Below are 6,000 nucleotides of genomic sequence, written 5' to 3'. Positions count from 1 at the left end.
AGGAGCAGTTGCCAATGAGGTCTATCGTTGTATTCAAATATATTGCGGAAGATTAGATTGTATAATTGTAGATCTAAACGTACAGCCAGATCATGTACACTTATTGGTAAAAGTCCCCCCGAAAAGATCTATTTCAAAAGTTCTTGGAGCAGTAAAAGGGCGGACCGCAATAAGGGTCTTTAAGCCATTCCCATACTTAAAGAAAAAGCCATATTGGGGTAACCATTTTTGGGCGAAGGGATATTGTGTAGACACAGTTGGAGTTGATGCTGAAAGTATGTAAAGTATCAAGAAAAGCAATATGAATTAAAATTTTAATAATTTAGATATAATGGAACAGCAAAGTTTGCCTTCTATGAAGGCAAACCACAGCCCCTTCTAAGAAGGTGGATATTTAACTGGTTAAAGTTAATCTCGATTGTGCTATTTTAGCGCTTTATTTTTAAGACTATTCCGCTTTGGCCGTTTTACTGCGCAATAAAATTTCTCGATGGATATTAACGTTTATAATTTGGATAACCATGACATTACCGACAACATCATATGTAACACTATTAGACGCTTGTGAAAATGGTGGCCTCAAAGATATTAAAATATTAATTGATCGTGGTTATAATGCAAACAATGCGGCAGCTTTAGAAGGGTTATGTAAAAGAGGCGATAGTGAAAGTCTTGCGTTACTTATTCATCACGGGTGTGATGTAAATAACGCATACGCCTTAATGGCATCATGCGAAAGTAGTGATGCCAAATGTGCTGACTTATTGATCAATCATGGCTGTGATGCTAACAATGAGGTGGCATTATACATTGCATGTGTTAAAGGAAATTTATCCTGTGCTGAGTTACTCATCAAAAATGGTTGTGATGCGAATAATTCGATTGCTTTAAATGCAGCATGTGGAAACGGGCACTTAAACTGTGCCACATTACTGGTAAATAATGGTTGTGAAACGAATTATGAAGGGGCATTAAAATGGTCTCTTCATAATGGCTATCTAAATTGCGCGAATCTACTCATCTCCAAGGGAGGGGATTTAACTCAAGGTCAACTTAAAAAAATAAGGGCAGATAGAGCGATTGCATGTTAATAACATCGCTATTTTACCCCAACCCAAACTCTTTAAGTTTACGAGTCAGGGTGTTTCTTCCCCAACCTAATAGTTTTGCTGCTTCTTGTTTTTTACCGTCGGTAAATTGCAGGGCGGTTTTGAGCATTATTTTTTCAAACTCAGGTAATGCTTCACTGAGGATGTTTTGCTCGCCCTGTTTTAGGGAGGTGAGTGTCCACTGCTGTAGGTTTTTTTGCCAAAGGGGTGTTTCGCCATCACTATGTTGTGTTTCTTGAGCGCTTAATTCAGGTGGGAGATCACTAATCTGTACTTCTTGGCCACTTACCATGACCGTTAACCAGCGACAGATGTTTTCTAGCTGACGCACGTTGCCCGGCCAAGGTAGGTGACTCAAATACTCTTTGGTTTCTGCGGTGAGTTGCTTGGTTTCTACATTAAGCTCGGAGGCTATGTTATGTAAAAAATGTTGTGCAAGTAAGCTGATATCTTCACTACGTTCTTTAAGGGCAGGAAGCTGTAAACGAATAACATTCAAACGGTGGAAGAGATCTTCTCGGAAGTCGCCAGATTTTACTTTTTTCTCTAGATCTTGATGAGTTGCCGCAATAATACGTACATCGACTTTAATACCTTGATTACCACCGACACGATAAAACTGCCCATCGGCTAAAACGCGCAGTAAACGGGTTTGTACATCTAACGGCATATCACCAATTTCATCTAAAAATAGTGTGCCACCATCTGCTTGCTCAAAGCGCCCTTGACGGTTATTAGTGGCACCTGTGAATGCCCCTTTTTCATGACCAAATAGCTCGGCTTCAATCAATTCTCGTGGAATGGCTGCCATATTAAGGGCGATAAAGGTATTTTTTTTACGCGGGCTATGTTTATGCAGTGCATGTGCGACAAGCTCTTTACCGGTCCCTGATTGGCCGTTGATAAGTACACTCATGCTAGAGCGAGATAAACGCCCAATAACACGAAAGACCTCTTGCATAGCGGGTGCTTCACCAATAATTTCAGGCGTGGAGACAAGTTGTTCTACAGGTTTTTTCTTCTGTTTTAATTCTAAACTATGGCTAATAGCACGTTGAATCAGTGCCGTGGCTTCATGGATATCAAAGGGTTTGGGTAGGTATTCAAATGCGCCACTTTGGTAAGCGTTCACCGCGCTGTCTAAATCGCTGTGTGCGGTCATGATGATAATGGGAATAGTGGGGAATTTTTTGTGAATTTTTTCCATCAAAGCAAGCCCATCAATACCCGGCATGCGTACATCGGAGATAATCACCTCTGGCTGTTCAACTTGCAGTTGTTGCCATAAACACTCTGCATCCGGAAAGCTTGCATGATTGATATTATTGCTTTTTAAGGTACGTTCTAATACCCAGCGAATAGCGTGATCATCATCGACAATCCAAGCGGTAGCGGTCATTTTTTATCCTTTATACAGTCATGGGTAGGTAAATGCAAAATTCCGTATGCCCTGTGGTGCTGTGACATTCAATACGTCCATGATGCTGTTTTATTAACTCTTGTGCAATAGAAAGACCTAACCCTGTGCCATCACTTTTACCGGTGACCATTGGGTAGAACAGGGTGTCTTTAAGGTGATTAGGAATACCTGCTCCATTGTCGATTATTTTTATTTCAACGGCTAAGCGTTGTGGTAAACCATTAATGGTGACTTGATGGGCTGTGCGTGTGCGCAGGGTTATCTCTGAGCCCTGTTTGAGGTCGGGAGTCAGTGCTTGTACTGCATTTTGTAGAATGTTTAAGAAAGCTTGTTGGAGTTGGTCTGATTGCATCTCAAAATCAGGAATGCTGGGATCGTAATCAAGTTTGATGGTAATAAAATCGGGCAGGTCTAAACAGACCAATTTACGCACTTTCTCTAATACACTGTGGATATTATCTACTTTACGCAAACCAATAGTCTGCGGGCCTAACAAGCGGTTAACCAAGGCACTTAATCGGTCTGCTTGTTCAATAATTATTTGTGTGAACTCTTTAAGCTCTGGGGAGGGCAGTTCGCTCTCTAAGAGTTGTGCCGCACCACGTAAACCACCGAGTGGGTTTTTGATTTCGTGGGCGAGACCGCGCACTAAATCTTGGGCCGCTTTTTGCTGATGTTCTTGATAGTGTACTTGGCTTATTTTACGCTGTTGCTCAATACAACGCATCTCAATAATGGCGTAATTATTCTGTTCAAATAATAGATGAGTTGCACTTAAGCTAATTAATATAGGTTGTGCATCAACAAGCAGGGTGACTTCATTTTCACTAAAAGCACCTTTATCGTTAAACAGTTGTTCAATGCCGACGGGGCTAAAGTGATAATGGTCTGCAAGTTGTAACAAGGTTTGTTGATAAAGACGTTGGCAACTTTGTGAAAGTAATAACTCACTCGCGGGGTTGGCGTAAATAAGCTGCAGTGTTTCATCGACAATAACAAAGGCAGTATTGGCCTCCTCAATAATAGCACTGGGGAAAGTTGAGGGCAGTAATATTGGCATTGTTATTGTTATCTTTTACCTGCACGTTGTAGGTGTACGGTGACGACTTGTGTTTTGGCTAACAGTTTACCGTTTTCATCTAATAGGTGTACCTGTATTTGATGTGTACCACGGTCGATATTGAGTGCGCGCATGGTGGGAGATATTTGTGGAGAGCCCAGTTTTTTACCATCTAAATAAAGTTGTAGTTTATGGGTATTCTCTTTTTCTGGCTCTGTGACAACATGAATATCAATGGTGCCATTATTGCTACGCAGTGGTTTGTCGTCTTCTGGCGAGGTAATCGTTGCTTGGTAGTTAATAATGGTTTTCTCTTCATCGGAAAACTCATCAAGAGAAAGCTCATTAGCGACTGACGTTGCTTGTTTCTTCTCTTTCAGACCACTTGAAAATAGATTATTGTTTTTAATAATGATCTCTTCTGTGCCTGGCGTTGCGGTATCAGAAAAATGGACTTTCCCATCTTCATCAACCCAATGGTAAATTTTCATTTCAGCAGCAAGTGACAATGAAGAGAAAAGGTAAAATAGGCCAGTAAAAAATAACAGAGATAATTTCATCGTTTTAAACCTTATATGAGAGTGTTAATCATGAGCCATGAAGTTACTTTAGGCAATAAAAACCCGCCTGGATGCGGGTTTTATCACTCAAACCGATGAATTAATGGTATTAATTATTTCATCGAGTTTAGTTTCAAGTTATACGCTGTAGTACAGCTCGAACTCTTTTGCGTGAATGTTTTGCTTGAGAACATTTCTCAAGCGGACATAACACGTCAAATTATACACAGGTCAAGTTATACGCTGTAGTACAGTTCGAACTCTTTTGGATGTGTTGCTTGAGAAACCGCTTCACATTCAGGGATTTTAAGCGCGATGTATGCATCAATAGATTCATTTGAGAATACGCCACCTTCAATAAGGAAGGCACGATCTTCGTCTAGTGCAGCAAGTGCTTCTTCAAAAGAGATGGCAACTTGTGGAATCGCATCTGCTTCTTCTTTTGGTAGGTCGTATAGATCTTTATCTAAAGACTCACCCGGATCAATTTTGTTTTTGATACCGTCAAGACCGGCCATCAGCATCGCAGCAAAACCTAAGTAAGGATTCATGCTTGGATCTGGGAAACGTACTTCAATACGTGCTGCACGTGCCGTCGGTACTACTGGAATACGGATTGATGCAGAACGGTTACCTGCTGAGTATGCAAGCATAACAGGCGCTTCAAAATGCGGTACTAAACGTTTGTACGAGTTAGTTGAAGCATTGGTGAATGCGTTAAGTGCTTTAGCATGTTTGATGATACCACCGATGTAGTGAAGTGCCATTTGAGACATGCCACCGTATAAATCACCAGAGAACAAGTTAACGCCATCTTTACCGAGAGATTGGTGAACGTGGTTACCAGAACCGTTATCGCCAACAAGAGGTTTAGGCATAAATGTTGCTGTTTGACCGTATGCGTGAGCTACGTTATGTACTACATATTTGTAGATTTGTAACTCATCCGCTTTTTCAACCATAGTGTTGAAACGACAAGCGATCTCATTTTGACCCGCAGTGGCTACTTCATGGTGATGCGCTTCAACAACAAGACCCATCTCTTCCATGATTAAACACATTGCAGAACGGATGTTTTGAGCGCTGTCAACGGGTGCTACTGGAAAGTAACCACCTTTAACACCAGGACGGTGACCGGTGTTACCGTCTTCGTATGAAGTGCCTGAGTTCCAAGCCGCTTCTTTAGCGTCGATAGAGAAGAAAGCACCTTGCATCGTGTTACCGTATTTAACATCGTCAAATAGGAAGAACTCTGGTTCAGGACCAAATAAAGCATAATCAGCAATACCCGTTGAACGCATGTAAGCTTCAGCACGTTTAGCAACAGAGCGTGGATCACGGTCGTAACCTAACATGGTTTTTGGCTCTAAAATATCACAACGTAATAGGAGTGTTGTATCATCTGTGAATGGGTCAAGTACTGCAGTAGAAGGCACTGGCATTAATACCATGTCTGAATCTTGAATGCCTTTCCAGCCAGCAATTGAAGAGCCATCGAACATTTTGCCTTCTTCAAAGAAGTCATCATTTACTTGATGGTGCGGAATAGATACATGTTGCTCTTTACCGTGTGTATCAGTGAAACGTAAATCAACGAATTTAACATCCTGTTCTTTAATCAGATCAAGAACATCTTGTGCATTTTCTACAGACATGTTGGAAACCTCTATTAACATCAATTATGAATTTATTTTACGATAAGTAAGCGAAAACTATGCCAACTTGACCAAGGCCCATTATATCGCGCTTTGCTTGAAAAACGACTTAAATCTTTCTCAATGACTGCACCGTTTTGGTGCGTTTATGGATCTTTGTGGTGCTTGATGCGCTCTGTTTGGGCTACGCAGGGGG

6 protein-coding genes are annotated in these 6,000 nt (G+C 41.2%); 2 read left to right on the top strand and 4 right to left on the bottom strand.

Translation table 11 applies throughout. The annotated features are described in order from the left end of the window. Positions 1-283 (top strand): IS200/IS605 family transposase (gene tnpA / locus G322_RS21660; RefSeq protein WP_051143732.1); only part of this gene is annotated, 283 nt, incomplete at its 5' end. A gap of 238 nt (positions 284-521) precedes the next feature. Continuing rightward, complete coding sequence (locus tag G322_RS0106140) at positions 522-1,091, top strand: ankyrin repeat domain-containing protein (protein WP_022940933.1); 570 nt, start codon at positions 522-524, stop codon at positions 1,089-1,091. Positions 1,092-1,104: 13 nt separating this feature from the next. On the opposite strand, the gene glnG is transcribed toward G322_RS0106140, so the two are convergent. The 4 genes from glnG to glnA all read right to left on the bottom strand — a co-directional run bounded on the left by glnG (position 1,105) and on the right by glnA (position 5,804). After that, on the bottom strand, positions 1,105-2,508 hold the full coding sequence (glnG, locus tag G322_RS0106135) for a nitrogen regulation protein NR(I) (protein WP_022940932.1): 1,404 nt from the start codon (positions 2,506-2,508) through the stop codon (positions 1,105-1,107). 10 nt (positions 2,509-2,518) lie between these two features. After that, a complete protein-coding gene (gene glnL / locus G322_RS0106130) occupies positions 2,519-3,589 on the bottom strand; it encodes a nitrogen regulation protein NR(II) (RefSeq protein ID WP_022940931.1) in 1,071 nt (356 codons plus the stop codon). Positions 3,590-3,597: 8 nt separating this feature from the next. Then, the gene (locus tag G322_RS0106125; protein WP_022940930.1) at positions 3,598-4,149 is read right to left on the bottom strand and encodes a DUF4124 domain-containing protein; all 552 of its coding nucleotides are present in this window, start codon (positions 4,147-4,149) and stop codon (positions 3,598-3,600) included. 236 nt (positions 4,150-4,385) lie between these two features. Further along, the gene (gene glnA / locus G322_RS0106120; protein WP_022940929.1) at positions 4,386-5,804 is read right to left on the bottom strand and encodes a glutamate--ammonia ligase; all 1,419 of its coding nucleotides are present in this window, start codon (positions 5,802-5,804) and stop codon (positions 4,386-4,388) included. Between the last annotated feature and the right edge of the window lie 196 nt (positions 5,805-6,000).

It is taken from the genome of Psychromonas hadalis ATCC BAA-638 (assembly GCF_000420245.1).
Taxonomy (GTDB): Bacteria; Pseudomonadota; Gammaproteobacteria; order Enterobacterales; family Psychromonadaceae; genus Psychromonas; species Psychromonas hadalis.
This window is presented reverse-complemented; position numbering and strand designations above follow the sequence as displayed.